At 67.2% G+C, this 23,943-nt stretch carries 24 protein-coding genes, 4 tRNA genes and 1 pseudogene; 16 read left to right on the forward strand and 13 right to left on the reverse strand.

Features of this window, described 5'->3' with window-relative positions; all coding sequences use genetic code 11:
- The first annotated feature begins 99 nt into the window (after nucleotides 1-99).
- On the forward strand, nucleotides 100-1,326 hold the full coding sequence (locus AC5P53_RS09420; RefSeq protein ID WP_032960817.1) for an ATP-binding protein: 1,227 nt from the start codon (nucleotides 100-102) through the stop codon (nucleotides 1,324-1,326).
- A complete protein-coding gene (locus tag AC5P53_RS09425) occupies nucleotides 1,323-1,892 on the forward strand; it encodes a response regulator transcription factor (RefSeq protein ID WP_241886683.1) in 570 nt (189 codons plus the stop codon). Before AC5P53_RS09420 ends, AC5P53_RS09425 begins: the two co-directional genes overlap by 4 nt.
- A gap of 198 nt (nucleotides 1,893-2,090) precedes the next feature.
- On the opposite strand, the gene pgi is transcribed toward AC5P53_RS09425, so the two are convergent.
- The 6 genes from pgi to pcnB all read right to left on the reverse strand — a co-directional run bounded on the left by pgi (nucleotide 2,091) and on the right by pcnB (nucleotide 7,698).
- Nucleotides 2,091-3,605 carry a glucose-6-phosphate isomerase gene (gene pgi / locus AC5P53_RS09430; protein ID WP_049442316.1) on the reverse strand — a complete coding sequence of 505 codons (1,515 nt, stop codon included), beginning with the start codon at nucleotides 3,603-3,605 and terminating at the stop codon, nucleotides 2,091-2,093.
- Complete coding sequence (panD, locus tag AC5P53_RS09435; RefSeq protein ID WP_014646751.1) at nucleotides 3,602-3,982, reverse strand: aspartate 1-decarboxylase; 381 nt, start codon at nucleotides 3,980-3,982, stop codon at nucleotides 3,602-3,604. The genes pgi and panD overlap by 4 nt, the downstream gene beginning before the upstream one ends.
- A 161-nt stretch (nucleotides 3,983-4,143) precedes the next feature.
- Nucleotides 4,144-4,983, reverse strand: a complete 840-nt coding sequence (gene panC / locus AC5P53_RS09440) for a pantoate--beta-alanine ligase (protein ID WP_014646750.1) — start codon at nucleotides 4,981-4,983, stop codon at nucleotides 4,144-4,146.
- On the reverse strand, nucleotides 4,980-5,795 hold the full coding sequence (panB, locus tag AC5P53_RS09445) for a 3-methyl-2-oxobutanoate hydroxymethyltransferase (RefSeq protein ID WP_014646749.1): 816 nt from the start codon (nucleotides 5,793-5,795) through the stop codon (nucleotides 4,980-4,982). The genes panC and panB overlap by 4 nt, the downstream gene beginning before the upstream one ends.
- Before the next feature lie 34 nt (nucleotides 5,796-5,829).
- The gene (gene folK, locus AC5P53_RS09450) at nucleotides 5,830-6,315 is read right to left on the reverse strand and encodes a 2-amino-4-hydroxy-6-hydroxymethyldihydropteridine diphosphokinase (RefSeq protein WP_032960824.1); all 486 of its coding nucleotides are present in this window, start codon (nucleotides 6,313-6,315) and stop codon (nucleotides 5,830-5,832) included.
- Nucleotides 6,316-6,318: 3 nt separating this feature from the next.
- Nucleotides 6,319-7,698: a polynucleotide adenylyltransferase PcnB gene (pcnB, locus tag AC5P53_RS09455; protein ID WP_241887015.1), complete on the reverse strand. Its 1,380-nt coding sequence runs from the start codon at nucleotides 7,696-7,698 to the stop codon at nucleotides 6,319-6,321.
- A 52-nt stretch (nucleotides 7,699-7,750) separates the two neighbouring features.
- On the opposite strand from pcnB, the gene AC5P53_RS09460 reads away from it, so the two are divergent.
- A tRNA-Glu gene (locus AC5P53_RS09460) sits at nucleotides 7,751-7,825 on the forward strand.
- A gap of 428 nt (nucleotides 7,826-8,253) precedes the next feature.
- Here the strand turns inward: AC5P53_RS09460 and AC5P53_RS09465 are convergent.
- Nucleotides 8,254-9,678 (reverse strand): sugar porter family MFS transporter, encoded by a 1,425-nt coding sequence (locus AC5P53_RS09465; RefSeq protein ID WP_495227327.1) that lies wholly within the window; start codon nucleotides 9,676-9,678, stop codon nucleotides 8,254-8,256.
- A gap of 180 nt (nucleotides 9,679-9,858) precedes the next feature.
- Between AC5P53_RS09465 and fdxA the strand changes: the two genes are divergently transcribed.
- The gene (fdxA, locus tag AC5P53_RS09470) at nucleotides 9,859-10,182 is read left to right on the forward strand and encodes a ferredoxin FdxA (RefSeq protein WP_005409054.1); all 324 of its coding nucleotides are present in this window, start codon (nucleotides 9,859-9,861) and stop codon (nucleotides 10,180-10,182) included.
- Between the two features lie 119 nt (nucleotides 10,183-10,301).
- On the opposite strand, the gene AC5P53_RS09475 is transcribed toward fdxA, so the two are convergent.
- Nucleotides 10,302-10,817, reverse strand: coding sequence for a hypothetical protein (locus AC5P53_RS09475; RefSeq protein WP_049442314.1), 516 nt, complete (start codon nucleotides 10,815-10,817; stop codon nucleotides 10,302-10,304).
- 32 nt (nucleotides 10,818-10,849) lie between these two features.
- On the reverse strand, nucleotides 10,850-11,743 hold the full coding sequence (gene dapA, locus AC5P53_RS09480) for a 4-hydroxy-tetrahydrodipicolinate synthase (RefSeq protein ID WP_014646744.1): 894 nt from the start codon (nucleotides 11,741-11,743) through the stop codon (nucleotides 10,850-10,852).
- 163 nt (nucleotides 11,744-11,906) lie between these two features.
- On the opposite strand from dapA, the gene AC5P53_RS09485 reads away from it, so the two are divergent.
- The 10 genes from AC5P53_RS09485 to AC5P53_RS09530 all read left to right on the forward strand — a co-directional run bounded on the left by AC5P53_RS09485 (nucleotide 11,907) and on the right by AC5P53_RS09530 (nucleotide 17,859).
- Nucleotides 11,907-12,467, forward strand: a complete 561-nt coding sequence (locus tag AC5P53_RS09485; RefSeq protein WP_005409051.1) for a glycine cleavage system transcriptional repressor — start codon at nucleotides 11,907-11,909, stop codon at nucleotides 12,465-12,467.
- Between the two features lie 91 nt (nucleotides 12,468-12,558).
- Nucleotides 12,559-13,038: a peroxiredoxin gene (locus AC5P53_RS09490; protein ID WP_014646743.1), complete on the forward strand. Its 480-nt coding sequence runs from the start codon at nucleotides 12,559-12,561 to the stop codon at nucleotides 13,036-13,038.
- Between the two features lie 84 nt (nucleotides 13,039-13,122).
- Nucleotides 13,123-14,523: a PhoH family protein gene (locus AC5P53_RS09495; protein ID WP_014646742.1), complete on the forward strand. Its 1,401-nt coding sequence runs from the start codon at nucleotides 13,123-13,125 to the stop codon at nucleotides 14,521-14,523.
- Nucleotides 14,520-15,026 carry a hypothetical protein gene (locus AC5P53_RS09500; protein WP_014646741.1) on the forward strand — a complete coding sequence of 169 codons (507 nt, stop codon included), beginning with the start codon at nucleotides 14,520-14,522 and terminating at the stop codon, nucleotides 15,024-15,026. Before AC5P53_RS09495 ends, AC5P53_RS09500 begins: the two co-directional genes overlap by 4 nt.
- Nucleotides 15,027-15,038: 12 nt before the next feature.
- Nucleotides 15,039-15,707 (forward strand): YoaK family protein, encoded by a 669-nt coding sequence (locus AC5P53_RS09505; RefSeq protein WP_032957720.1) that lies wholly within the window; start codon nucleotides 15,039-15,041, stop codon nucleotides 15,705-15,707.
- Between the two features lie 108 nt (nucleotides 15,708-15,815).
- Nucleotides 15,816-16,625: a bifunctional hydroxymethylpyrimidine kinase/phosphomethylpyrimidine kinase gene (thiD, locus tag AC5P53_RS09510; RefSeq protein ID WP_046429932.1), complete on the forward strand. Its 810-nt coding sequence runs from the start codon at nucleotides 15,816-15,818 to the stop codon at nucleotides 16,623-16,625.
- Nucleotides 16,622-17,548 carry an alpha/beta hydrolase family protein gene (locus AC5P53_RS09515; RefSeq protein WP_142234573.1) on the forward strand — a complete coding sequence of 309 codons (927 nt, stop codon included), beginning with the start codon at nucleotides 16,622-16,624 and terminating at the stop codon, nucleotides 17,546-17,548. Before thiD ends, AC5P53_RS09515 begins: the two co-directional genes overlap by 4 nt.
- Nucleotides 17,539-17,615: transfer RNA gene (locus AC5P53_RS09520), tRNA-Arg, on the forward strand. The genes AC5P53_RS09515 and AC5P53_RS09520 overlap by 10 nt, the downstream gene beginning before the upstream one ends.
- Nucleotides 17,616-17,673: 58 nt before the next feature.
- A tRNA-Arg gene (locus AC5P53_RS09525) sits at nucleotides 17,674-17,750 on the forward strand.
- 32 nt (nucleotides 17,751-17,782) lie between these two features.
- Nucleotides 17,783-17,859, forward strand: a tRNA-Arg gene (locus AC5P53_RS09530).
- A gap of 689 nt (nucleotides 17,860-18,548) precedes the next feature.
- Here AC5P53_RS09530 and AC5P53_RS09535 read toward each other — a convergent pair.
- Entirely contained in the window at nucleotides 18,549-19,469 is a 921-nt protein-coding gene (locus AC5P53_RS09535; protein WP_046429929.1) for a LysR family transcriptional regulator, read from the reverse strand.
- 140 nt (nucleotides 19,470-19,609) lie between these two features.
- Between AC5P53_RS09535 and AC5P53_RS09540 the strand changes: the two genes are divergently transcribed.
- The gene (locus AC5P53_RS09540; RefSeq protein ID WP_241886681.1) at nucleotides 19,610-20,311 is read left to right on the forward strand and encodes a pirin family protein; all 702 of its coding nucleotides are present in this window, start codon (nucleotides 19,610-19,612) and stop codon (nucleotides 20,309-20,311) included.
- A gap of 115 nt (nucleotides 20,312-20,426) precedes the next feature.
- On the opposite strand, the pseudogene AC5P53_RS09545 reads toward AC5P53_RS09540, so the two are convergent.
- Both AC5P53_RS09545 and AC5P53_RS09550 read right to left on the reverse strand, forming a co-directional pair.
- A pseudogene (locus AC5P53_RS09545) lies at nucleotides 20,427-20,666 on the reverse strand (TonB-dependent siderophore receptor); the annotation flags it as partial.
- A 27-nt stretch (nucleotides 20,667-20,693) separates the two neighbouring features.
- Nucleotides 20,694-21,389: an alpha/beta hydrolase gene (locus AC5P53_RS09550; protein WP_241886680.1), complete on the reverse strand. Its 696-nt coding sequence runs from the start codon at nucleotides 21,387-21,389 to the stop codon at nucleotides 20,694-20,696.
- A 184-nt stretch (nucleotides 21,390-21,573) separates the two neighbouring features.
- On the opposite strand from AC5P53_RS09550, the gene AC5P53_RS09555 reads away from it, so the two are divergent.
- On the forward strand, nucleotides 21,574-22,713 hold the full coding sequence (locus tag AC5P53_RS09555; protein WP_032957729.1) for an MFS transporter: 1,140 nt from the start codon (nucleotides 21,574-21,576) through the stop codon (nucleotides 22,711-22,713).
- A gap of 82 nt (nucleotides 22,714-22,795) precedes the next feature.
- On the opposite strand, the gene AC5P53_RS09560 is transcribed toward AC5P53_RS09555, so the two are convergent.
- On the reverse strand, nucleotides 22,796-23,914 hold the full coding sequence (locus AC5P53_RS09560) for an alpha/beta fold hydrolase (RefSeq protein ID WP_014646733.1): 1,119 nt from the start codon (nucleotides 23,912-23,914) through the stop codon (nucleotides 22,796-22,798).
- Nucleotides 23,915-23,943 lie beyond the last annotated feature (29 nt).

Below are 23,943 nucleotides of genomic sequence, written 5' to 3' on the forward strand. Positions count from 1 at the left end.
CCCGCCCCCGCATTCCGGGTGACTCGCATTCAGCCGGTGGCACGGCTGCGGCCGATTGTCGCAGGCACAGCCGCCCGTGAACGCATACGATGAGCGTGAATGACCGGTCCCGACGCCCCGTTTCTCCGTACCCTGTGCAGCCTGCGCTGGCTTGCCGTAGGCGGCCAGGCCGCCACCATCCTGGTTGCCACCTGGGTGCTGGGCCTGCCGTTGCCGCAGCTGCCGCTATGGGCCGGCGTGGCGGTGCTGGCCCTGTTCAACATCTATACCCAGTTGCGTCCGGACGCGGCTGACACCGCACCGCTGACCGCGTTCGGCCACATCCTGGTGGACGTGATCATCCTGACCTGGATGGTCGGCTGGAGCGGCGGCATGGCCAACCCGTTCAGCTCGCTGTTCCTGATCCTGATCGCGCTGGCCGCGTTCGCCCTGCCCCTGCGCTGGGCATTGGCGGTCGCACTGGCCTGCCTGCTCGGCTACGCCGCCAGCGGCATCTTCGGCCAGCCATTGCCGGACGGTTATTTCCGCGCGCAGGACCTGAATCGCTGGGGCGTGGTCGCCAACTTCCTGATCTCCGCCGCGGTGGTACTGGCCTTCTCCACCCGGCTGGCGCTGGCCCTGCGGGAGCGCGAACTGGAACTGTCGGCACTGCGCGAGCGCTTCGCCCGCAACGAGGGCATCGTCGCGCTGGCCACCCATGCCGCCTCGGTGGCGCATGAACTGAACACGCCGCTGGCGACCATGACCCTGCTGGCCGACGATGTGGCCGAGCGCAGCGAAGAGCCGGAAGTGCGCGAGGACATGGAAACCCTGCGCGAGCTGCTGGTGCAGTGCCGGGAGCGCGTGCTGGCGCTGGCTGCTCCGGCCTCGGCCGACGCACCGGGCCGCAGCCATTCCAGCGCACAGCAGGTGCTTGAGCAATGGCGCCTGGTGCGGCCGACCATCGACCTGCACCGCAACGATGATGCGCCGCTGCGGCTGCCGCTGGACCCGGGCGTAGGCCATCTGCTGATGGTCCTGCTCAACAACGCCGCCGATGCCGGCGAGAAAGCCGGCCGGCCACGCGTGGACCTGGACCTGCGCATCGAAGGCGACGACCTGATCGGCGAAGTCCGCGACTACGGCCATGGCTTCGACGCCCGTGCCGCCGTGCTGCCGGGCAAGCTGTTCGGCAGCAGCAAGAGCGAGGGCATGGGCGTCGGCCTGGCCCTGTCCCATGCCACCATCGAACGCCTCGACGGCGAGATGTGGATGCGCCCGGCCCAGGGGGCCGGCAGCCGCGTCGGCTTCCGCCTGCCGCTGGCCCCACGCGAGGACACCCCATGACCCTTCACCATTCCACCCTGGGCCTGCTGGTCGACGACGACGAGCTGTACCTGCGTACCCTGCAACGCAGCCTGGCCCGCAAGGGGCTTGAAACGCAGACCGCACAGGATGCCGCCAGTGCGCTGGCGCTGGCCCGGCAGCATCCACCGGCCTTCGCGCTGATCGACCTGAAGCTGGGCAGCGATTCCGGCCTGGCACTGATCCAGCCGCTGCGCGCGCTGCGCGCGGACATGCGGATCCTGCTGGTGACCGGCTACGCCAGCATCGCCACCGCGGTGGAGGCGATCAAGCTGGGTGCGGATGATTACCTGCCGAAGCCGGCCACGGTGCCGATGATCCTGCGCGCCCTCGGCGAGGAAGACGACGGCCCGGCCGACGATGGCGAAATGGAAGTGCCCGATGCGATGACGCCGATCAGCCGCCTGCAGTGGGAACACATCCAGCAGGCGATGCACGAGACCGGCGGCAACGTGTCAGCGGCCGCGCGCCTTCTCGGCATGCACCGGCGCTCGCTGCAGCGCAAACTGGCCAAGCGGCCAAGCCCGGAGCGCGACCCGAGCCGGTGACGCGGTAGTGCCGGCCGGTGGCCGGCAACCCATCCGCTGCGGTAGTGCCGGCCGCTGGCCGGCAACCCATCTGCTGCGGTAGTGCCGGCCGCTGGCCGGCAACCCATCTGCTGCGGTAGTGCCGGCCGCTGGCCGGCAACCTCATGAACGATTGAAGCATCACCTGGATGCCGGCCAGCGGCCGGCACTACCAGAGCATCAGCGCTTCAGCTGCGCCAGGATCTCGCGGGTCATCGGATCGGCAACCGCCACATCCTCGCCCTGCAGCGCCGGCAGCAGGCCACTGGCCAGTTGCTTGCCGAGCTCGACACCGAACTGGTCGAACGCGTTGATGTTCCAGATCACCGACTGCACGTACACGGCGTGTTCGTACATGGCGATCAGCGCACCCAGTGCCTGCGGGGTCAGCGCGTCGAGCAGGATCAGCGTACTCGGCCGCCCGCCCGGGTAATCACGGTGCGGATCGTCGCTGCTCTGGCCATTGGCCAGCGCCTCGGTCTGTGCCAACAGGTTGGCCAGCAGGGCCTGGTGATTGATCGTGTAGGGATCATCGTTGTGCACACAGCCGATGAAGTCGGCCGGAACGACGCTGGTGCCCTGGTGCAGCGCCTGGAAGAAGCTGTGCTGCACATCGGTGCCTGCCCCACCCCACCACACCGGCACGGTGTCGGTGGTGACCGGCGCACCATCACGCTGCACGCGCTTGCCCAGGCTTTCCATCACCAGCTGCTGCAGGTAGGCCGGCAGCAGCGCCAGACGCTGGTCGTAGGTCATCACCGCATGCGTGGCATGGCCCAGCAGGTTGCGGTTCCAGATGTCGGTCAGGCCATGCAGCACCGGCAGGTTGCGCTCCAGCGGTGCATCCAGCGCATGCGCATCCATCTGTGCGGCGCCTTCCAGCAGCTGCTCAAAGCGCTCGAAGCCGATCGCCAACGCGATCGGGAAACCGACCGCCGACCACAGCGAATAGCGGCCACCCACCCAGTCCCACATCGGCAGTACGCGATCGGCGGCGATCGCGAAGGCCTTGGCGGCGCGATCCGGATTGGCGCTGACTGCATACAGGCGCTCGCTGCCGCCCAGCCAGTCGTGCAGGATCTGGCCGTTGAGCAGCGTTTCCTGCGTACCGAAGGTCTTGGAGATGAGGATGCCGGCGGTCTTGGCCGGATCCAGCGTGGCCAGCGTGCGCTGCATGGCGGCGCCGTCCACGTTCGAGACGAAATGCACGCGCAGGCGCGCACCGCTGACCGGACGCAGCGCGTCGGCGACCAGGCGCGGGCCAAGGTCGGAACCACCGATGCCGACGCTGACCACATCGGTCACGCCACTGTCTTCCAGCGCGCGCACCAGCACGCCCATGCGCTGGCGGATCGCGCGCGCGGTGGCATAGGCCTCGGCCGCCACCGGCGCATCGACCACATCGCCGCGCAGCGCGGTATGCAGCGCGGCGCGCCCTTCGGTCAGGTTGACCTGTTCGCCGCGGAACAGGCGCGTGATGGCACCACCGACATCACGCTCGGCAGCCAGCGCCAACAGCGCCTGCAACGCCGCGGCATCGTATTTCTGCCGGGCGAAATTGACGTACAACGGACCGACCCGCAGCGCCAGCTCCTGTACACGGCCGGGTTCGGCGGCGAGCAGGCTGGGAATGCTTGCGCCCTTCAGGCGCTGGGCGTGGGAATGCAGCGAGTCGAATCCGTTGTTCGTTGTCATGCGGCCTGGGTCGGGATCGTGTCGTTGGTGTGGGTGATCTGGTTGTTGCCATCAACGTACACCAGCTTCGGCCTGAAGCTGTCAGCTTCCTGCTCGGTCATGCTGGCGAACGCGGCGATGATGATGATGTCACCGACCTGCACGTGGCGCGCGGCGCCACCGTTGAGCGAGACAACGCCGCTGCCGGCTTCGGCGCGGATGGCATAGGTCGAGAAACGCGCACCATTGGTCACGTCCCAGATGTGCACCTGCTCGAACTCGCGGATGCCGGTGGCAGCCAGCAGGTTGTCATCGATGGCGATCGAGCCTTCGTAGTTCAGCTCGGAATGGGTGACGGTGGCGCGATGGATCTTGGTCTTGAGCAGGGACAGGTGCATGGGGGCGCTGCAACGGCAAAGGAAAGAGCGGATTCTAGCACCCGCGCAGCGCGGGGCATCACGGCCGGCAACCTGTTCAGGTAGCCGGTGAAACCGGGGTCAGAACCCTTTTCCCCTGGAAAAGGGATCTGACCCCATGCATCGCGCGGCGCCGCCGGAACTCAGAACTCCAGGTTGTCGATCAACCGGGTGGTTCCCAGGCGCGCGGCAATCAGCGCCACGCGGCCACCGCCGTCGAAGGTCGGCTCGGCCAGCTCCGGGGTGCGCAGCACCGCGTAGTCGACCTGGAACCCGGCTGCCTGCAATGCGGCCGTGGCGTCGGCTTCGATGCGATCACGTGCCTGCCCCGCCACGTAGCCCTCGCGCATGCCCAGCAGGGTGCGGTGGATGGTGGTCGCGACCGGGCGCTGTTCGTCGCTCAGGTACTGGTTGCGCGAACTCTTGGCCAGGCCATCCTCGTCGCGCACGATCTCAGCACCGACGATCTGGATCGGGAACGACAGCTCGGCCACCATCTGCCTGATCACGGCAAGCTGCTGGTAGTCCTTGCGGCCGAACACGGCCACGTCCGGCTGCACCTGCAGGAACAGGCGCGCCACCACCGTGCAGACGCCATCGAAGTGCCCCGGGCGGCTGGCGCCTTCCAGCACTTCACTGACACCCGGCGCGTGCATGCGCGTGGTCCTGTCCACCCCCAGCGGATACATCGTCTCCACGCTGGGCAGCCACACGGCATCGCAGCCGACCTGCTCCAGCCCGGCCACGTCGGCCTCGGGCGTGCGCGGGTAGCGACTGAAATCCTCGTTGGGGCCGAACTGGGTCGGATTGACGAAGATGCTCGCCACCACCTTGTCGGCGTACTGGCGGGCCAGGGTCACCAGCGAATGGTGCCCCCCATGCAGGTTGCCCATGGTCGGCACCAGCGCCACGCGCAGGCCCTCACGCTTCCACTGGGCGATCTGCTCGCGCAACGCGCCGAGCTCGTTGAAGGTCTGGATCATTGGGCGTAGGCGTGCTGTTCGTCGGGGAAGCTGCCGTCGCGCACCGCGTCGGCAAAGGCGCGGGTGGCACCGGCCACCGAGCCACCTTCGGCAAGGAAATCCTTGACGAACTTGGGACGGCGATGGCCACTGTCCAGGCCGAGGAAATCGTGCAGCACCAGCACCTGGCCATCGCACTGCGGGCCCGCGCCAATGCCGATGGTCGGTACATCCACCGCAGCGGTCACCTCGGCAGCGACCGGGGTCGGCACGCATTCAAGCACCATGATGCTGGCGCCTGCGGCGGCCACGGCCCTGGCGTCCTCCACCAGCTGGCGCGCAGCATCGCCGCGGCCCTGGATCTTGAAGCCGCCCAGTCGCAGCACCGACTGCGGGGTCAGGCCGAGGTGCGCGCAGACCGGAATCTCGCGCTCGACCAGGTAGCGGATGATGTCGACCTTGAAGCCGGCACCTTCGATCTTGACCATCTCGGCACCGGCCTGCAGCAGCTGCAGCGAGGCATCCAGCGCGCGTTCCGGGGTGGCATCGGCGCCGAACGGCAGGTCGGCCACCAGCAGCGCACGCTGCAGCACGCGGGCCACGGCCCGGGTGTGGTAGACCATGTCGGCCACGGTCACCGGCAGGGTCGAATCATGACCCTGCACGACCATGCCCAGCGAATCGCCGATCAGGATCAGGTCGACGCCGTTGGCATCGAAGGTGCGGGCGAAGCCGGCGTCGTAGGCGGTCAACATGACCAGCTTCTGGCCATTGCGCTTGGCCTCGGCCAGGGCGGGAACGGTCCAGGGCTTGCTGTCTGCGTGGGTGCTCATGTGCTGATAACCGGGGGAGATAACCCGGGCATTATCACCCTATCGGCGCGATCCCGCAGGCATCGACCCGCATCACTGCATCCTGCACGCGTCCATGGCCAGGAATTGTCAGTTCCGGCGCGATTTCGGCCAGCGGCACCAGCACGAAGGCACGCTCGTGCAGGTACGGATGCGGCACCTTCAGCCCAGGCTGGTCGAGCGCCTGCGCACCATACAGCAGCAGGTCCAGGTCCAGCGCGCGCGGGCCCCAGTGCACTGCCGGATCACGCGTGCGACCGAAGCGCTGCTCCAGCGCCAGCATGGCCTGCAGCAGCTCATCGGCCGGCAAGGTGGTTTCGACCGAGGCCACCGCATTGACGAACGGCGGCTGGTCTTCATTGCCCCAGGCCGGCGTTGCGTAAAGCCGCGAGGCCTGGCGCAGCCGGGTCCCGGGCAGGCCGTCCAGCGCGGCAATCGCCGCGCCGACGGTGGCGGCCGCGTCGCCGAGGTTGGCGCCGAGGCCGATCCAGGCGAGGGTCATCGCTTACTCGCCCGCTGCACCGGCCGCGGCACTCGGACGACGGCGGCGACGGCGGCGCTTGCGCGGCGCTCCGCTCTCGTCATCGCCATCTTCGCTGTGCATCGCATCCAGCGACGACTCCAGCTCACGACCGGACTGCGCCTGCGCTTCGCGCCAGAACTCGACATCGGCGGCGTGCTCGGACGACGCCACCTGGCGCAGGCTGAGGAAATCGAACGCGGCACGGAAGCGCGGATGGGTCAGGGTGCGGAACACGCGCTTGCGCTGGCGCGAGCTGAAGCGCGACTGCAGCAGCCAGATTTCCTGCATCGGCAGCGAGAAGCGGCGCGGCAGCGCGATGGTGCTCAACTGCTGCACGGTGACGCGGTCGGCGGCGCGGCGCTGCGCCTCTTCCGGTGCCACGCCCTGCTTGAGCAGGGTCGCCTGTGCACGGCAGAACGCCGGCCACAGCAGCAGCGCGAACAGGAACGCCGGCGAGACCGGTTCGTCGTTGGCCACCCGCGCATCGGTATTGGCCAGGCCCTCGACCAGCATGCGGCGCAGCGCGCCGGTGCGGTTGGCTTTCAGCGCCTTGGCGCTTTCCGGGAACAGCACGTCGAGCAGGCCGTAACGCTCAAGGCCTTCGAAGCTGGCCACGCCGTGTCCGGACAGGAACAGCTTGAGCACTTCCTCGAACAGGCGCGCTGGCGCGGCTTCGTTGAGCAGGCCGGCCAGGTGCGGGATCGGCGCGGCAGTACCCTCTTCGATCTGGAAGCCGAGCTTGGCCGCCAGGCGCACCGCTCGCAGCATGCGTACCGGGTCTTCCTGGTAGCGCTGCACCGGGTCGCCGATCAGCTTCATCAGGCGCGCCTGCACGTCCTCGAAACCACCGGTGTAGTCGCGCACCGAGAAGTCCTCGATGGCGTAGTACAGGGCGTTGCAGGTGAAGTCGCGGCGGATGGCGTCGTCTTCGATGGTGCCGTACACGTTGTCGCGCACGAGCATGCCGTTTTCCATCTCGCGGTCGCCGCTGCCGTCATCGCTGTTGGCACGGAAGGTGGCGACTTCGATGATTTCGCGACCGAACACTACGTGGGCGAGGCGGAACCGGCGGCCGATCAGGCGGCAGTTGCGGAACAGCTGCTTGACCTGCTCGGGCGTGGCGTCGGTGGCCACGTCGAAATCCTTGGGTTGGCCATTGACCAGCAGATCGCGCACCGCGCCGCCGACAAGGTAGGCGCCGAAGCCGGCATCGCGCAGGCGGTAAAGCACGCGCAGGGCGTTCGGGCTGATGTCCTTGCGGGAGATCGTGTGCTGGTCGCGCGGGATGACGCGCAGGCTGAACGGTGATGTAGCAGAGGAAATGATGTTGGCGCTTCCGGTTGAAGTTTCGGGATTGCCCAATGGCATCGAGGTGCATATACTAGCGCTCCTGCCTCGGCAGCGACACAGTTACGCTCCCTTCGTCTAGTGGTTAGGACGTGGCCCTCTCAAGGCTAAAACAGGGGTTCGAGTCCCCTAGGGAGCGCCAGTCGCCGCAGCAGGAACCGAAAAAGCCCGCCTTGTGCGGGCTTTTCTGTTTTCCGGGATTGCAGTGATTGCGGTCGGGTTGGTCGCTTTGGCGCCTCCCTGCAATCGGCTCGAGCCGGTGGGGTCACCCAGGGCAGGACACGCCGTGAACCCATCCATGGGGGCTCGATGGCGCCATCCTTGGCGCCAACGGGTCCTGCCCTGGGTGACCCCCACCGACTCTGGACGGTTTCCCGCCAGCTGCGGCAACAACCGACCAGCGCTTCGCCGCATCCGCACGCACCATGAAACTGTCAGGAGGGGGCAGGCCGCCCTCTCCAGGACCGTGAGCACCATGGATGGGCTCTTGCGCGTCCTGGAGAGGGCGGCCTGCCCCCTCACACTCTGGACAAGCAGGCGCCAACGGAACGCAACCGAAGCCAGTCGCCGTCAGCCTTCCATCTGCTCCAGCTCCTTGCCCTTGGTCTCGCGTACGTAGCGGACCACGAAGACGATCGAGAGGATGGCCGCCACCGCGTAGATGCCATAGGCGCCGGCCAGGCCGATGCCGGCCAGCAGCATCGGGAAGGTCACGGTGATCGCGAAGTTCGAGGTCCATTGCGCCGCACCCGCCACCGCCAGCGCCGGGCCGCGGATCTGGTTGGGGAACATCTCGCCCAGCATCACCCACATCACCGGGCCCCAGGACATGTTGAAGAACACCACGTAGACGTTGGCGGCGACCAGCGCCAGCCGTCCCATGCCATCGGACAGCTGCAGGCGCCCGCCGGCCAGGCTGCCGCTGGCAAACGCCACCACCATCAGCACCAGCGCCACCGACATGCCGACCGAGCCGACCCACAGCAGCGGCTTGCGCCCGATGCGGTCGATCAGCAGCACGGTGAGCAGGCAGGCGCCGATGCTCAGCGCGCCGGACAGCACATTGATCAGCAGTGCGTCGCTTTCAGAGAAGCCCACCGCCTGCCACAGCACCGCGCCGTAGTAGAACACCACGTTGATGCCGACCAGCTGCTGGAACATGGCCAGGCCGATGCCCACCCAGAGGATCGGGCGCAGCCTGCCGGTAGCCCTGCTGCGCAGGTCGCCGAAGCGCGGCTTGTGCTGGTCCTGTGCCAGGCTGGCTTCGATCTCGGCCTGCTTGGCCCGGGCAGCGGCCTCGCCGTACAGTCGCGACAACACCACACTCGCCTGCCCCTGGCGGCCCTTCAGCACCAGGAAGCGCGGGCTTTCCGGAATCACCAGCAGCAACAGCAGGAACAGCGCGGAGGGCAGCGCCTGCATCCAGAACATCCATCGCCAGGCTTCGTGGCCCAGCCACAGCGGCTCGGTCGAGGCGCCGGCGGCGCGGGCCAGCAGGTAATTGCTGAGGAAGGCCGCGAACAAACCGCAGATGATGGCCATCTGCTGCACCGTGGCCAGCCGGCCGCGATAGCGCGCCGAGGCGACTTCGGCGATGTAGGCCGGTGACATCACGCTGGCCGCCCCCACCGCAAAGCCGCCCAGCACGCGGGCCGCGATGAACAGCCAGGACGCGTGAGCCGCCCCGGCGCCCAGCGCCGAGACCAGGAACATCAGCGCGGACACGATCAGGACACCACGGCGCCCCAGGCGGTCGCCCAACCAACCGGCCAGGAATGCACCGATCGCGCAGCCCAGCAGCATCGAGGCAACTTCGAAACCCAGCCCCGCCTCGCTGGAGTTGAAGGCCTGGCGCAGGCCATCGACCGTGCCGTTGATGACACCACTGTCGAAGCCGAACAGGAAGCCACCAAGCGTGGCCACGCAACTGATCAGGACGATGAACGCCGTGTTTTCACCACCGTGGGAGGCGGTGCGGGACGGGGCCTGGGACATGGACGATCCTGCTGGGAAGGGAGCCCGGCCACCAGGACCGGTTGTCGCGCAGCCTCGCACACGCCCTGCCGTGCCGCCAATGGCCGCGCCTGCCAGACGCCCGTTTTCCGTCCCATCCCGACACCGGGGGCCAACCTGTTCTAGAATTGGCGGGTTCAGGAATCGATCCACCCCCAGCCCATGCCCTTTGTCGTCACCGAAAACTGCATCAAGTGCAAACACACCGATTGCGTGGAAGTGTGCCCCGTGGATTGCTTCCACGAAGGCCCGAACTTCCTGGTGATCGACCCGGATGAGTGCATCGACTGCACCCTCTGCGAGCCGGAGTGCCCGGTCAACGCGATTTTCCCCGAGGACGACGTCCCCGCCGGCCAGGAAGGCTTCGTTGCCCTCAATGCCGAGCTGGCGAAGGAATGGCCGGTGCTGACCGTGCGCAAGGACCCGCCCGCCGACGCCGGCGAATGGGACGGCAAGCCGGACAAGCTGAAGCTGCTGGAGCGCTGAGAAGCGCCCGCGGCGGCAACGGAAAAGGGCGCCCATGGCGCCCTTTTCTGTTCTCGGTAGGTGCCAACCTTGGTTGGCACAAAAGCGCCGACCAAGGTCGGCCTCTACCAGGGCGGCCCTTACTGCGCCAGCTTCGCCTTCAGCGCGGCGATCAGCTTCACCGGCGCTTCGGCGGTGGCCGGCAGGCCACGCGGGTCGACCGCGGAGATGTAGGCACCTGCATCAACCGCCACCACGCGGACCAGGAAGTTGCTGCCTTCGTAGGCCACGTCGTACGAGCCCAGCAGCTGCGCGCGGCTGGCGATGGTCACGCCTTCGACGCCTTCCAGCGCGGTACCGACCTTGGCGAAGGCTTCATCCTTGCCACCGGCAACGGTGAAACCGGTGTTGCCCACCGCCGGGGCTGCGGCGACCGGCGCCGCCGGCTTGGTGGCCGAGGCCAGTGTCGGCACCTTGTTGTCGGTGGTGGCGTTGGGCAGGTTCAGGTCCGGCGGTACTTCCAGCGGGCGCATCTCCGGGGCCAGGGCGTAGTCGCCCTTGACGCCACGCTTGAAGCAGCCGGTGGTGCCGGCCGCAACAGCTACAGCAAGCAGGGCGTAGGACAGCACGCGGACAGTGGAAACGGATTGACGCATGTGAATCTCCTGGGTCAGACCAAGACGGAAGGTCAGTGGCTGGAAAGGGCTTCGAGGGCGGCGATGTCGCCGGCAAGGTGGTCGGCCGCGGGATGATGTGCTGCCGACAGCGGCAGCAGCGGCAGGCGCAGGTCATGGCCGATGCCGATGCGGCGCAGCAGCGCCTTGACCGGGATCGGGTTGGGTTCGACGCCACAGAAATCATGGAAGGGATGCAGGCGCGCGTCCCACGACTCGGTGGCTTCGTGGTCGTGCGCGGCAGCCAGCTCGCACATCCGGCGATACGCGCCCGGAAGCACGTTGGAACCGACCGAGATCAGGCCATCGATGCCGGCCCGGATCGAACGCGCGGCGGTGCCGTCGTCGCCACTGAGCACGGCGAACTTCGGGCTGCGCAGCGCCAGCAGCGCCTGCACCCGGCCGGTGTCACCCACCGCTTCCTTGATGCCGACGATATTGGGGTGGCTGGCCAGTTCGGCCACGGTCTCCGGCTGCATGTCGCAGCCGGTACGGCCGGGCACGTTGTACAGCACGACCGGCAGCCCGCCCTGGTCGGCCACCGCGCGATAGTGCGCGATCAGGCCAGCCTGGGTCGGCCGCACGTACGGCGGGGTGACCACCAGTGCGTGGCTGGCGCCAAGGGCGGCGGCGCGGCGGGTCTGTTCGATGGTCTTGGCGGTGCCCGACAGGCCGGTGCCGGCCATGACCGGGATGCGGCCGCCGATGCGTTCGACGGCGCTGGCCAGCAGCTGGTCGTACTCGGCATCGGTCAGGGTCGCCGCTTCGCCGGTCGAGCCAGCCACGACAACTCCATGGACGCCACCCTCCAGTTGCAGGTGCAGCAGGCGCTGCCAACCATCGGGATCGAGGGCGCCGTCGGCCCGGAACGGGGTCGCCAGCGCGGTGATGAGGCCGGAAAGGGACAAGGACGTGCTGCTCTTGGCTGGGAAGGGAAACGCCCGCCACGAAAGGCTGGGGGCGGCCTGAATGTTACTTGCGGCGCGAAAGCACGGGCAAGTATGCTGGACACCGGTGGATCCCCGCCTCTGGCGGGCATTCAGACTCACGCATGCATTACCCGGAATCGCCTTGACCGACACCACCCCGCGCCCCGCGCCGAGCGAAAACCACCTCCTGATCAACGCCTATACGACGCATCCGGAGTCCCCCCTGCTGTCCGTCACCCGCCGCATCGCCGACAGCGGCTGCAACCTGGTGGACGCACGCCTGGCCACGGTCGGCCGCGATGTCTCGGTCACCGCCCTGGCCACCGGCTCCTGGGACTCGGTGGCCAAGCTCGAGGCGATGCTGACCCGGCTGGAGCGCGAGGAGGGCCTGAAGCTGGTCTGGTACCGCACCGCCGCCAAGCAGGCGCAGTCCAACCTGCTGCCGTACATCGTCGAAGTGATCGCCGCCGACAAGCCGGGCATCCTGTTCCAGCTGGCCGACTTCTTCGACCGCCAGGGCATCACCATCGAGAACCTGCAGAGCACGCGCTACCGCGCCATGCAGACCGGTGCGGAAATGTTCAGTGCACAGGTCACCATCGGCGTGCCGGCCAACATGCACATCGCCGCGCTGCGCGACGATTTCCTTGAGTTCTGCGACCACCTGAACCTGGACGCGATCATGGACCCGATGAAGTTCTGAATGAATTCCTGATTTTTCGCGCGCCTCTCACGGGCGCGTGGCGTTTCATGCAATTGTCTTGGAAAGAACCCAGGCTCGACAGAAGGACCTCATGAACAACGGCGATACCCTGGACAGCACCACCCTCTCCCTGCCGCTGGCGCTGTCCGGTGGCGACCAGGCCACCCTCGGCGACTATGCCGGCCAGTGGCTGGTGCTGTACTTCTACCCCAAGGACAGCACTCCCGGCTGCACCACCGAAGGTATCGACTTCAACGCGCTGCTGCCGAAGTTCAAGAAGGCCGGCGCGGTCGTGCTGGGCGTCTCGCGCGATTCGGTGAAGTCGCACGACAATTTCTGTGCCAGGCAGGGCTTCGGCTTCCCCCTGGTCAGCGATGGCGACGAAGCGCTGTGCAGCGCCTTCGACGTGATCAAGATGAAGAACATGTACGGCAAGCAGGTACGTGGCATCGAACGCAGCACCTTCCTGATTTCCCCCGACAGCCGCATCGTGCAGTCCTGGCGCAAGGTCAAGGTCGCCGGCCATGCCGATGCCGTTCTCGCCGAACTGAAGGCCTCCCAGTCCAAGTGAGTCCCACTGCCTACTGTGTCTGCCATCACCCTGCCCGGCAGCAGGCCGTGGTGGTTTTTCCCTGTCCGTAACCAGGAATCGACGATGACCCGAGGCAAGCGCATCTACGTGCTGGATACCAACGTGCTGATGCACGATCCGACCGCGCTGTTCAAATTCGAGGAGCACGACGTTTACCTGCCCATGCAGGTGATCGAGGAGCTGGACAACGGCAAGAAGGGCACCTCCGAAGCGAGCCGCAACGCCCGCCAAGTGAGCCGCTTCCTCAACGAGCTGGTGCAGGCCTCCGGCCTGGACAACCTGGCCGACGGCATTCCGCTGCAGCGCCCGAATGGGCTGCAGCTGCGCGGCAAGCAGAGCGCCGGCAAGCTGCGCTTCCAGACCAGCCATTTCGACGCTGGCAAGAGCTTCGGCAAGGTGATCCCGGACAACGCCATCCTCGGCGCGATCCTGGCCCTGAAGGAAGAAACCCCCGACCTGCCGGTGGTGTTCGTCTCCAAGGACATCAACCTGCGGATCAAGGCCGCCATCGCCGGCATCGTGTCCGAGGACTACGAGAACGACCGCGCGCTGGACGATTTCAGCCTGCTCTACACCGGCGCTACCGAGCTGCCGGAAGACTTCTGGAAGCGCCACGGCGACGACCTGCGCAGCTGGAGCGACAAGGGCCGTACCCATTACGAAATCCAGGCGCAGGACGGCGAGGAGTGGTACCCGAACCAGTACGTCTACCTGCCCGGCGAAGATGAAGTCGAGCTGCGCGTCAGCCGCGTGGTCGGTGACGGCAAGGTGGTGCTGTCGCTGGTCGATGATTTCCGCCACGGCAGCCACGCCGTGTGGGGCATCAGCGCACGCAACCGCGAGCAGAACTTCGCCCTCAACGCACTGATGGATCCGGAGATCGACTTCGTCACGCTGCTGGGTACCGCCGGCACCGGCAAGACCCTGCTGGCGCTGGCCGCCGGCCTGGCGCAGACGATGGACCAGCAGCGCTACCGCGAGATCATCATGACCCGCGCCACGGTCAGCGTCGGCGAGGACATCGGTTTCCTGCCCGGCACCGAAGAAGAGAAGATGACGCCGTGGATGGGCGCGCTGACCGACAACCTGGAAGTGCTCACGCACAACCAGGAAGGCGGCACGTGGGGGCGCCAGGCGACCAACGACCTGCTGGCCAGCCGCATCAAGATCCGCTCGATGAACTTCATGCGCGGCCGCACGTTCCTGTCGCGCTACCTGATCCTGGACGAGGCACAGAACCTCACCCCGAAGCAGATGAAGACGCTGATCACCCGCGCCGGCCCCGGCACCAAGATCGTCTGCCTGGGCAACGTCGAGCAGATCGACACCCCGTACCTGACCGAGACCACCTCGGGCCTGACCTACGCGGTGGATCGCTTCAAGAACTGGCCGCATAGTGCACACATCACCCTGCGCCGTGGCGAGCGTTCGCGCCTGGCCGATTACGCTTCGGAGGTGTTGTGAACCGCCGCACCCGCCTGCTGCTGCCCACGGCTGCAATCACCCTCGCAGCCGTGCTGGGCGCCTGCACCACTACGCGCGGCCCGGCCAGTGTGCCCACCGCCGAGCGCACCGGCCAGTCCTGGGTGGTCACCCGCCCGATCATCGCCGCGCAGGTGCTCGACACCTGCTCTCGGCCCAGCCCCGGCCGCGAGGCCGGGCGGGTCAGCGGCTACTGGGCACCCAGCCGGCAGCAGATCGACCAGCTGGAAGCGAACCTGTCTTCGCTGGAGGCCCAGGTGCCGAAGGTGCTCGACTTTGACCGGCAGTACGTCGGCATCGAAAGCGCAGGCCGACGCCTGATCTACATCAATGCCTTCCACCTGCCCGACGACAGCGGCATCAATCCGGCCCGCGAAGCGATCCGCGTCTGCGATGGCGGCGCGCAGTTCTGGGGCGCGGTGTTCGACCCGGCCAGCAACACCTTCAGCGAGCTGCAGTTCAACGGCGGCTTCGGCGGGCCCTGACGGGCCCCGCCGATGGGAATACGCCTGCCCACCTGGGTCTGGATCGGCGCGGTCGCGCTCTCGTGCGTGGCCGGCATGGTCAACGTGGTCGGCTTCCTCGGTTTCGAGCACCAGGCGGTCAGCCACATGACCGGCAGTACCAGCCAGCTCGGCATGGCACTGGCCCAGGGTGACTGGCGCGCGGTCGGACACCTGTGGGGACTGCTGATCGCGTTCTCGCTGGGCGCAATGCTCAGCGGCCTGCTGATCCAGGACAGCACCCTGCAGCTGGGCCGACGCTACGGCGTGGCGCTGGCGCTGGAGTCAGCACTGTTGCTGGTAGCCATTCCGCTGTTCGAACGGCACCAGATATGGGGTGCACTGGCCGCTGCCATGGCCTGCGGCCTGCAGAATGCGATGGCCACCACCTTCAGCGGCGCGGTGGTGCGCACCACCCACCTCAGCGGCATGTTCACCGACCTCGGCATCGGCTTGGGCCACCTGCTGCGCGGGTTGCCACTGCAGGTACGGCGACTGACCCTCAGCGGCCTGATCATCAGCGGCTTCCTCGCCGGCGGCATCCTCGGCGCCTGGCTGTTCGTGCGCTGGCAGTACGACGCCCTGCTTGCCCCCGCCCTGCTGACCGGCCTGACCGGACTGGGTTATGTGCTGTACCAGCAGTGGGCGCGTTGGCGGCATTGAGAGCGGCGCTCCGGGGGGTCAGATCCCTTTTCCTGCGGAAAAGGGATCTGACCCCATCTATCAGCGGCGACGCTACCTCCTTTACGGTGACCACGGCACAATCGCTGGATGAGCCCGACCACTCCCGTTTCCGCCCTCACCATCGCCGGCTCCGACTCCGGTGGTGGCGCCGGCATCCAGGCCGACCTGAAGGCCTTCGCCGCACACCGCGTGCATGGCCTTTCCGCGATTGCTGCACTGACCGCGCAGAACACCCGCGGCGTCATCGCCGTGCATGTGCCGCCGATCGATTTCCTGCGCGCGCAACTGGACGCCTGCTTCGACGACTTCGACATCCACGCGGTGAAGCTCGGCATGCTGGCCAACGCCGAGGTGATCAATGCCGTCGCCGATGCATTGGAGCGCCATCGCCCGCCACACGTGGTACTGGACCCGGTGATGGTCGCCACCAGCGGCGCGCGCCTGCTGGAAGACAGCGCCCTGCAGGCGATGCGCGAGCGGCTGATCCCGCTGGCCACGCTGATCACCCCGAACACGCCGGAAGCAGAGCTGCTGGTCGGACGGAAGATCGGCAACGGCGATGACGCGGAGCGCGCCGCTTCCGCCCTGCTCGATCTGGGCGCCGGTGCGGTGCTGCTCAAAGGTGGCCATCTGCAGGAAGGCAACCGCGTGATCGACCGCTACTTCGACGGCGTCAGCAGCGAAGAATTCATCCATGCCCGCCTGCCGCTGGACGCACATGGCACCGGCTGCACGCTGGCCTCGGCCATCGCCGCGCAACTGTGCAACGGCTTGAGCCTGGCCAATGCCTGCGAAGCCGGTATCGACTACGTTGCACGCGGCCTGCAGCAGGGCTATGCCCCCGGCCGCAGCGAGGTGCTGGTGCTCGATCACTTCGGCGCGGCACCCCACGCATGAGCCTCACACCGGACGTCCTCGCCGTGCAGTGCGCTGATGGCCATCGCTACGAAGTGATTGCCTGCGTGCCTGCACAGCCCATCGCGCGCCTGCTGTGGCTGCCGGCACTGGGCGTGGCCGCGCGCCACTACCTGCCGCTGGCGCAGGCGCTGGCGGCGAAGGGCGTGGCGGTGTACCTGCACGAGTGGCGCGGCAATGGCAGCAGCTCACTGCGGCCGTCGCGCACGCAGGACTGGGGCTATCGCGAGGTACTCGAACAGGATCTGCCCACCAGCCAGGCGGTCCTTGTCGCGGCGGATGACGAGGCCGGCGCGCTGCCCTGGATCATCGGTGGCCACAGCCTCGGCGGTCAGCTGGCCTGCGTGCATGCCGGCCGCAATCCGCAGCACTTCAACCGCTTGTGGTTGGCGGCCAGCGGCTCACCGTTCTGGCGCGGCTTCCCGCCACCGCGGGGCTGGCTGCTGCCACTGGTCTACCGCTTCCTGCCGTGGATCGCACAGCGCCAGGGCGTGCTGCATGGCCGGCGCCTCGGCTTCGGCGGCACCGAAGCGCGCGGACTGATCGCCGACTGGGCGCGCGTGGGCCTGAACAACCACTATGCCGCGGCCGGCATGGACGAAGACCTCGACGCACAGATGGCGCGCGTGCATGGCAGCGCGCAGGCGGTGTTGATGGAACACGACTGGTTGGCACCGACCGGATCGATGCAGACATTGCTGGCCAAGCTGCCGAATGTGGACGCGCAGCTGCGCGTGCTGTCGGCGCAGGAACTGGGCACGCGTGCGGATCATTTCGCCTGGTTGAAGGCCCCTGACGCTGTGGCGGACCGCTTTTTCATTCAGTTGGATGAAAATTTTCACAAAACTGTTGACGGTACGCGCCGACATCCGCATAATTCCGCTCCTGTCGCAGGGCGCCCGTAGCTCAGTTGGATAGAGTACCTGGCTACGAACCAGGCGGTCGGGAGTTCGAATCTCTCCGGGCGCACCACTCGACAGGTTTTCAGCATCCGCCGCTGGAAATGCAGTAAAATTTGATTGTGTACCGCGCGCCCGTAGCTCAGTTGGATAGAGTACCTGGCTACGAACCAGGCGGTCGGGAGTTCGAATCTCTCCGGGCGCACCATACACAGTCAGCACAACAAGTTTATGTAATTGGCGCCCGTAGCTCAGTTGGATAGAGTACCTGGCTACGAACCAGGCGGTCGGGAGTTCGAATCTCTCCGGGCGCACCATTACACCGAAACAGCAGGCCTCGGCCTGCTGTTTTTTTATGCGTGTTTTTCGGCAGGGCTGCGCCCTGCACCCCTGGTAGTGCCGGCCGCTGGCCGGCAACCTCAACGACAACAGCAACAGCACGCATTCCGTGGGTTGGCGGGGCGGTGTCGGAGTGCGGGGACGCCGCAAGTACGTCCATGCAGGCTTGGCAGCCGCTTGCTCGTGTGCGCTTTCCTGCGCACACGGCAAGACCGGGGTTGGGCGTCCTGCCCAACCCGCCCGAGGCATGCCTCGGGCCCATGCGGCTGACACCCCGCACTCCGACACCGCCCCACCTTCGACAGGTTCACGCGGCTGTTGGTAGGTGTCGACCTTGGTCGACACATCTGTCAGATATCGAGTGAATTCAACCACGCATGACGTGGATCCACCGTGTCGACCAAGGTCGACACCTACCAGAGCAGTACGCCGTTCCGACAGATCGCGGAAAACTGTCGAAGGCGGGGTGGGTCCGGTTGCGGGGGCGTGAGCCGCATGGATGCGGCGACCGAGCTTACATGGACGTACTTGCAGCGGCCCCCGCAACCGGACCCACCCCGCCATCTCACGGAATGCACGCTTTTGCTGTTGCTGTTGCTGTTGCTGTTGCTGTTGCTGTTGCTGTTGCTTTGGCCTCGGCGGGTGCAGGGCGCAGCCCTGCCAAACCCTACCCCTTGGCCATTGCCTGCCACCACTGCGACAGCAGCTCCGGCCTGCGCAGGCGCTCGCGCCACCACCGCAGTGCCGCGCCGTCCTCGCCGGTGCGCCAGGCCAGCCAGAACGTTTCCTCCGGCTTGTGTTCCTCCACCTCGCGGATCACCAGCTGGCCACGCGCCACTGCAGCACGCGCGCACGGCTCGGGCAGGAAGCCGAAGCCCACACCTTCGCATTGCAGCTTCAGTTTGCTGGCCATGTCAGGCACGGTCAGCATCTCCTGCCCCATCAACAGGCCCACCGTGCGCGGCAGCAACCGCCGCGCCGAATCAGAAACGGCGATCGCGCAGTGCTCGACCAGCTGCTCGCGACCGAGCACGCCCGGCACCTTGGCCAACGGATGATCCGGTGCGACCGCGAACACGAACTCCACCGTGCCCAGCGGCTCGACCACGTAACCACCGCCACTGGGCCCCTCGCCCGGCGCCCCGACCAGCAGGTCGGCGCGGCGGTCCAGCAGGGCCTCCCAGGTGCCGGACAAGGCCTCGCCGATCAGCCGCAGCCGGGTCGGCGCCTCCGCCTCACGAAACGCGGCGATGTCCGGGCCCAGCAGCCAGGTCGGGAACACCGAGTCCACCGCCAGGGTCAGTTCGGTCTCCCAGCCCGACGCCACCCGGCGCACCCGCAGCTCCAGCTCGCGGGCCGCACGCAGGAGATGCCGACCCTCGTCCAGCAGGGCGCGTCCGGCCTCGGTCGGTTCGGCACGCGGGCCGACCCGGTCGAACAGCTGCACGCCCAGGTCCTCCTCCAGCTTGGCCACAGTGTAGGAAATGGTCGAGGGCACCTTGTGCAGCGCCTTGCCGGCGCCGGCAAAAGAGCCGCGGCGGTCGATGGCATCCAGGATCTGCAGGGCATCGAGGCTGAGCTTGAGCATTCGAATTTTTCGATGATGGCCGTCAAAACTATCCGTTTTTCAAACCCCGGGCGCAAGCAGATACTTCTCTCCAACGGGGAAACACGGCAACTACCGCCTCACCCCGCCCCATCGAAACCATCGAACAAGGAGATTCCATCATGCTGCAGATCCGCAAGAGCGCTACCCGTGGCCTGGCCGAGCATGGCTGGCTGTCCTCGCGCCATACCTTCTCCTTCGCCAACTACTACGACCCCCGCTACGTCAGCTTCGGCCCGCTGCGGGTGATCAACGAAGACAAGGTGATCGGCGGCCAGGGCTTCGGCACCCATAGCCACAGCAACATGGAGATCGTTTCCTATGTGCTGGGCGGCGCGCTGGAGCACAAGGACTCGATGGGCACCGGCTCGGTGCTGCGCTACGGCGACGTGCAGCGCATGAGTGCCGGTAGTGGTGTCAGCCACAGCGAATTCAACAACTCGGCCGACGAGACCGTGCACTTCCTGCAGATCTGGATCTTCCCGGACCGCGAGAACATCACGCCGTCCTACGAGGAGACCCACTTCGCCCCGGAGACCAAGCGCGGCCAGCTGCGCCTGATCGCTTCGCCGGACGGTGCCGACGGTTCGCTGCGCATCCACCAGGATGCCCGCATCTTCGCCACCATCCTCGATGGCGGCCAGAAGCTGCACCACGCGCTCGGCAATGGCCGTGGTGCCTATGTGCAGGTTGCCCGAGGCCAGCTGCAGGTCAATGGCATCACCCTGGAAGCCGGTGATGCACTGCAGGTCAGCGACGAAGCGCAGCTGACCCTGGAGAACGGCAACGACGCCGAAGTGCTGGTGTTCGACCTGCCGCTGTAACCACAACGCCCGCGATGCCGCAAAGCATCGCGGGCGCATTTCCGTAGAGCCGAGCCCACGCTCGGCTGCGGTGTGACAGCCAGCCGAGCGCGGGCTCGGCTCTACAGGACCCGCGTCAGAACCTGTACGTCATCGCCAGCCGCACATTGCGCGGCTCACCCCAGGTGTAGGTGCTGTACCAGCTGAAGATCGTGTAGTAGCGCTTGTCCAGCAGGTTGTTGACGTTGAGCGTGGCCGACAGGCGATCACTGAATTCATAACGCGCCATCGCATCCAGCAACCAATACGGTTGGGTGCGATGTACCACCTTGGCCTGCGTGGCCGGGTTGGTGATCTCGCCGAAGGTGGAATCCTGTCGTGCGGTGCGACGCGCCGCGCAGGCTCAGCCGCCGATGGCGGCGCAGGCCTCCAGGATCAGCGCGGTCACTTCCTTCGGCTGCGAGGCCAGCGAGGCATGGCTGGCATCCAGCTCCAGCAATCGCTTGGGCTGGATGCGCGTGGCCATGGCCTTCTGGTTGTCCGGCGCGATCATGCGGTCCTGGCGGGACAGCTGGTACCAGCTCGGCTTGTGCTTCCAGGCCGGATCGCTGACCGCATCACCGAAGGTGCTCGCCAACGGCGCCTTCTGGGTCACCGCCATCACCCGGCCCTCGTCGGCGCTCAGGTCCTGGCAGAAGCTCTCATGGAACCTGTCCGCACGCAGCCACAGGTAGCCATCGCTGTCGGGTGCCAGGTTCGGCGCTGCCTCCGGCAGGTGCTGCTGGGTGATGCCACCGGGGCTCTCGCCGGCATCAGGCGCGAAGGCAGCGATGTAGACCAGGCCCTTCACGTTGGGCTCGCTACCGGCCTGGCTGATCACCGCGCCGCCGTAGGAGTGGCCGACCAGCAGCACCGGCCCGTCGATCTGCCGGATCATTTTCCGGGTGCGTCCTGCGTCGTCGGCCAGCGAGGTAAGCGGCAGTTCCACCGCCTGCACGCGGTCGTGGACGTTGCGATGCAGTTCCAGGATCACCTTGGCCCAATGTGCGGCCCCGCCCCAGAATCCATGGACAAGGAGGATGGTCGGTGTCGTGCTCATGTACAGGTCTCCGGCAGCGGCCGGCGGGATGCCGACTGTGCAGCCACTGTCCGTGCGTGGCGTTAATCGCTGGTGACGCAATCGGGTCACTGCAATCGTATGCGTCGTTTGATGTCGGGCATGGCACTTGCCGACCTGGCCTGATAACGATTTCATGGAGCTCTCCCGGAGCTTCGCATCGCGCATGACGCCTTCATCCCCACGTGCCCAGCAGCACGCCACCCGTGCCGCCTTCTTCATTCCCGGCTTCGCCACCGCCGCGTGGGCGCCGATGGTGCCCTACGCAAAGGCCAAGGCCGGGCTGTCCGACGCCAGTCTCGGCGCCGTGCTGCTGTGCCTCGGGCTGGGTTCGTTGCTGGCGATGCCACTGGCAGGTGCGCTGACCGGGCGACTGGGATGCCGTCGGGTGATGGTGATCACCTGCGCGATGATGCTGGGCGCCCTGCCCTTGCTGGTGCTGGCACCCTCGCCCGTGGCGCTGGGCGCAGCGCTGTTCGTGTTCGGCGCCGGCGTCGGTGCATTGGATTGCGCGATGAACATGCAGGCCGTGGCAGTCGAGCGCGACGCCGGACGCGCGATGATGTCCGGCTTCCACGCCTTCTACAGCATCGGTGGATTCGTCGGCGCCGGCTGCATGACCGGGCTGCTGATCCTCGGCACGCCGCTGTGGCTGGCCGCGCTGCTTTCGGTGGCCGCGCTGCTGCTGGTTGCCGTGCTGTCGGCACCGCACTGGCGTCCGCAACGGATCCTGCACGAAGGCCCGCTATTGGCGCTGCCGCACGGCGTGGTCCTGTTCATCGGCGTGCTGGCCTTCGTGGTGTTCCTTGCCGAGGGCTCAATGCTGGACTGGAGTGCGGTGTTCCTGGCGGAAGTGCGGCAGGTACCGCGCGACCAGGCCGGGGCCGGCTTTGCGTTGTTCACCCTGGCGATGACCGCGATGCGCCTGTTCGGCGACGGCATCGTCGAGCGCCTCGGCCGGACCCGCACGCTGGTCATCGGCGGCATCACCGCTGCGGCGGGCTTCACCCTGGCCACGCTGGTGCCCTCGTTCCCGGTGGCGTTGGCCGGCTACGTACTGGTCGGGCTGGGCTGCGCCAACATCGTGCCGGCGCTGTTCTCGATGGCGGGCCAGCAGCGGGTGATGCCGGAGAGCATCGCCATCACCGCGGTGACCACACTGGGTTACGCCGGCATCCTCGCCGGTCCGGCAGCGATCGGCGCACTGGCGCATGCCACCAGCCTCGGTTTCGCCTTCCTGTGCGTGGCCGCGCTGCTGCTCGGCGTCGCGGCGTCTGCCCGCGCACTGGCACGACGCGTGGCCTGACAGAAAAAGGGGACGGAGGGGATTAAGTCGTTTCCCGCACACCTGGCCTGGAAACGACTTAATCCCCTCCGTCCCCTTTTTCTCAGCTGCGCGCCAGCCACTCAGCCTGGGCCGGCAGCTGCGGTGCCGGGCACGCGCTCTGCGGATGGTGCTCGTCGCGCGCCATCCAGTCATCGACCACGCCCGCCAGCAGGTCCAGCCGCAGCGGCAGGGTGATGTGGTCCTCGCCGCGCATTTCGATGTAGTGCGCGCGCGGGTTGGCCTGGGCCAGTTCGCGGCCCTGGCTGACCGGAATGTGCTGGTCGCCCTGCCCGTGCAGCAACAGCACGCAGGCGCGGGTATCGGCCAACGCACGCGCGACGTCCACGCGGTCCAGATCGACGTCGATGCGGCGGCTGGCGGCGGCGATCACCTGGTTGATGTCCTGGCCGCCGTAGCGCCAGCGCGCGTACGACGCCACCGCCTGCGCCTTCAGGCCTTCCGGCTGGAGCCCCATCAGGTGCGGGATCATGGTGCGGATCGCCACGCCGGCATTGGCGAACGATTCCATCGCCACCACGCCTTCGACCTGGTCACCCAGCTTGTCGGCGGTGAACACCGCCGTGGCCGCACCATAGGACACACCGAACAGGTACAGGGGCCCGGTCACTTCGCCGCGCGCGCGCAGCTCGCCGATCACATCGACCACGTCATCCGACTCATAGGTGCCATAGCCGGACGGGCCGGTGCCGGACTGGCCATGGTTGCGCAGGTCGAGCGTGACCACGCGGTAGCCGGATTCGGCCAGCTGCAGCGACCATGGCAGCATCGAATCACCGTTCATCATCCACCCATGCAGCAGCACCACGGTGCCGCGCGGCGCCTGCGCGCGGAACGGCTGCGGCACGGCCAGGCTCAGGCCGGTATCCAGCGGCAGGCCGTTCTCGTGGCGCTGCGGCAGGTAGCGGTAACGCGCGCCGTAGTCGCCCGGATCGAATACGCGCCAGAAGATCGGCACGCCATCGCGGCCCGCCGCGAAGCCATGGCGGTTGGGCAGTTCGGCGATGGCCGCGGCGATGCGCGGACGATCGAGCAGGGTCGACACGCCGCCCGGCGCGATCAGCTGATCGGCGAGTGAGGTGGACGAGGCGTTGATCGAGGATGAGCATGCGGCCAGCCACAGGCCGGCGCACGCCAGCAACAACAGCAGCAGGCGCTTCATATCACGTCATAGGGGTGAATCAGACAGAT

The sequence above is a fragment of the Stenotrophomonas sp. YJH_SMC_82 genome, from assembly GCF_059368875.1.

Bases quoted from the DNA above. Each gene is read 5' to 3' on its own strand.
- AC5P53_RS09420 (WP_032960817.1), top strand. From the start codon at position 100: ATGACCGGTCCCGACGCCCCGTTTCTCCGTACCCTGTGCAGCCTGCGC.
- AC5P53_RS09425 (WP_241886683.1), top strand. From the start codon at position 1,323: ATGACCCTTCACCATTCCACCCTGGGCCTGCTGGTCGACGACGACGAG.
- pgi (WP_049442316.1), bottom strand. From the start codon at position 3,605: ATGACAACGAACAACGGATTCGACTCGCTGCATTCCCACGCCCAGCGC.
- panD (WP_014646751.1), bottom strand. From the start codon at position 3,982: ATGCACCTGTCCCTGCTCAAGACCAAGATCCATCGCGCCACCGTCACC.
- panC (WP_014646750.1), bottom strand. From the start codon at position 4,983: ATGATCCAGACCTTCAACGAGCTCGGCGCGTTGCGCGAGCAGATCGCC.
- panB (WP_014646749.1), bottom strand. From the start codon at position 5,795: ATGAGCACCCACGCAGACAGCAAGCCCTGGACCGTTCCCGCCCTGGCC.
- folK (WP_032960824.1), bottom strand. From the start codon at position 6,315: ATGACCCTCGCCTGGATCGGCCTCGGCGCCAACCTCGGCGACGCGGCC.
- AC5P53_RS09465 (WP_495227327.1), bottom strand. From the start codon at position 9,678: ATGTCCCAGGCCCCGTCCCGCACCGCCTCCCACGGTGGTGAAAACACG.
- fdxA (WP_005409054.1), top strand. From the start codon at position 9,859: ATGCCCTTTGTCGTCACCGAAAACTGCATCAAGTGCAAACACACCGAT.
- AC5P53_RS09475 (WP_049442314.1), bottom strand. From the start codon at position 10,817: ATGCGTCAATCCGTTTCCACTGTCCGCGTGCTGTCCTACGCCCTGCTT.
- AC5P53_RS09490 (WP_014646743.1), top strand. From the start codon at position 12,559: ATGAACAACGGCGATACCCTGGACAGCACCACCCTCTCCCTGCCGCTG.
- AC5P53_RS09495 (WP_014646742.1), top strand. From the start codon at position 13,123: ATGACCCGAGGCAAGCGCATCTACGTGCTGGATACCAACGTGCTGATG.
- AC5P53_RS09505 (WP_032957720.1), top strand. From the start codon at position 15,039: ATGGGAATACGCCTGCCCACCTGGGTCTGGATCGGCGCGGTCGCGCTC.
- thiD (WP_046429932.1), top strand. From the start codon at position 15,816: ATGAGCCCGACCACTCCCGTTTCCGCCCTCACCATCGCCGGCTCCGAC.
- AC5P53_RS09515 (WP_142234573.1), top strand. From the start codon at position 16,622: ATGAGCCTCACACCGGACGTCCTCGCCGTGCAGTGCGCTGATGGCCAT.
- AC5P53_RS09535 (WP_046429929.1), bottom strand. From the start codon at position 19,469: ATGCTCAAGCTCAGCCTCGATGCCCTGCAGATCCTGGATGCCATCGAC.
- AC5P53_RS09540 (WP_241886681.1), top strand. From the start codon at position 19,610: ATGCTGCAGATCCGCAAGAGCGCTACCCGTGGCCTGGCCGAGCATGGC.
- AC5P53_RS09550 (WP_241886680.1), bottom strand. From the start codon at position 21,389: ATGAGCACGACACCGACCATCCTCCTTGTCCATGGATTCTGGGGCGGG.
- AC5P53_RS09555 (WP_032957729.1), top strand. From the start codon at position 21,574: ATGACGCCTTCATCCCCACGTGCCCAGCAGCACGCCACCCGTGCCGCC.
- AC5P53_RS09560 (WP_014646733.1), bottom strand. From the start codon at position 23,914: ATGAAGCGCCTGCTGCTGTTGTTGCTGGCGTGCGCCGGCCTGTGGCTG.